This is a genomic window from Streptomyces sp. NPDC050263 (genome assembly GCF_040655955.1).
In the GTDB taxonomy this organism is placed as follows: Bacteria; Actinomycetota; Actinomycetes; order Streptomycetales; family Streptomycetaceae; genus Streptomyces.
In genome coordinates this window covers 1-1718 of sequence record NZ_JBFAKW010000289.1, presented here as the reverse complement: position 1 = coordinate 1718, position 1718 = coordinate 1, and the positions used below count along the sequence as shown (strand labels likewise).

Here is a 1718-nt window from a genome sequence, read left to right as displayed (position 1 = left end):
GTCCAGTACGAGGACTTCCGGCCGGCACACCGAGAGCACGCACCGGACGCCGCTCCTTGACGGGCAAACGTTGCCTGCCGCGGCACTAGGACCTGCTGCGGATGTTCGGCCGCGAGGGACACCCGACCCCGCTGGGGCAGACGTTCGCCGAGTACGGGCGGATCGCCAAGACCGAGCGCCTGATGCGGATGGTCGACCCGGTCGACGGCACCTACCGCCGTCAGATGAACCGCCGGCTCACCGTGCAGGAATCTCGCCACAAGCTCGCCCGCGACGTGTGCCACGGCAAGCGCGGCACCATCCACCATGCCTACCGCGACGGGACGGAGGACCAGCTCGGCGCGCTCGGCCTGGTCCTCAACGCCATCGTGCTCTGGACGACCCGCTACATCGACGCCGCCGTCGCCCAACTCCGCGCCGAGGGCCACGAAATCCGGGACGAGGACATCGCCCGGCTCTCCCCGCTCAAGCACAAGAACCCGAACCTGCTCGGCCGCTACAGCTTCACCGCCGGCGTCCTGCGCCCGCTGCGCGACCCGGACGCGGGCCGACTCGATGACGACGAGGACGATGCGGAGAACTGACGGCGTCAGGTGCCGACCAGGCGCGTCGATCAGCTTGTGGGCCGCCGCCCTTGGTCAGCCGCTTCGCAGCCGTGGCGGTCTGCTCCCCCAGCGGTGCCGAGGCCACCACGGCGTGGCTGTAGCCGTTGACGGGAGGCATGCCTCGGGGCGTACGAGGGGGCGCATCGTCACGTCCTACTCATCCGGGTCCCAGGCGCTGAGCTGGTCGAAGAGACGTCGGTCGCCGTCGAGCTTCAGGGAGTTGATCGGGATACGGTCGTGCAGGATGAGGACCAGCTCGTCGGCCGTGCCCCAGGCGGAGGCGTCGGCCGCGTCCGGGTCCTGGTCGGCAGCGGTCGCCGATATGCTGCCGGGCCCGGGGAGACGGGCGGTCCGTGCGCCGTCGGCGGAGAGCGAGAGGCGCCAGGAGCGGCCCTCGGAGGCATGGAAGTCGACGACAGCGGGCTTGTGTGGCCAGGCACTCGTCGTTGCGACACAGGTGGACAGGAACTCGTCGACACCGTCGAGTGCCACCTCGGCCGACAGCGGCTGCGGGGCACCCACGGTGATCTGGGCGTCGTACGTGTGCACCGCCATCTGCTGGAGCTGGTGCCGAGCTACGGCACCGGAGGTCTGCGGCGACTGCGACGCCTCCCACCACGTCCAGCATCCGCGATCCGGGCCGGCCTTCCGCAGCGCGTCCAGCAGCTGCTCCGTGGACTCCGCCAACCAGGCCAGCAGAGCCTCGGGTTCCCGAGGCGCAGCCGGGGCGCCCTCTGCTGCGGACTTGGCCGGAGCAGGCCCTGCGGCGACGGTGGCGGCCCAGTCGCGGCGCCCCTCGCCGATGTGCTGCGCCAGATCGAACAACGTCCACTCGGGGCAGGTCGGCACCTGTACGTCGAGGCTGGGCGCGGAGGCGACCGCAGCGCGGAAGGCGGTCGACCGTTCGTCGATCAGTCGCAGCAGAACGGGGAACTCGAGTGTCATTGTCACCGTGAATCTCTATCACTGCGTTCCGACAATCGGACAGCGATTTTCACAGCCGCCATCGCGGGCGGACGACCGCGGCAGCGCGCCGCGCAGGCTCGCCACGCTGCGCGACGCCATCGGTTCCGTACTCACCGACGGCCCGGTCGGCGGCCCCACGTTCGGGCT

Annotated in this window: 1 protein-coding gene and 1 pseudogene; one reads left to right on the top strand and one right to left on the bottom strand. The window is 70.7% G+C overall.

From position 1 onward, the window contains the following. Window positions 1–89: 89 nt before the first annotated feature. Window positions 90–584, top strand: a pseudogene (locus tag AB0J04_RS46050) (Tn3 family transposase); the annotation flags it as partial. Window positions 585–758: 174 nt separating this feature from the next. On the opposite strand, the gene AB0J04_RS46045 reads toward AB0J04_RS46050, so the two are convergent. Then, window positions 759–1550, bottom strand: coding sequence for a maleylpyruvate isomerase N-terminal domain-containing protein (locus AB0J04_RS46045; RefSeq protein WP_363174717.1), 792 nt, complete (start codon window positions 1548–1550; stop codon window positions 759–761). Window positions 1551–1718 lie beyond the last annotated feature (168 nt).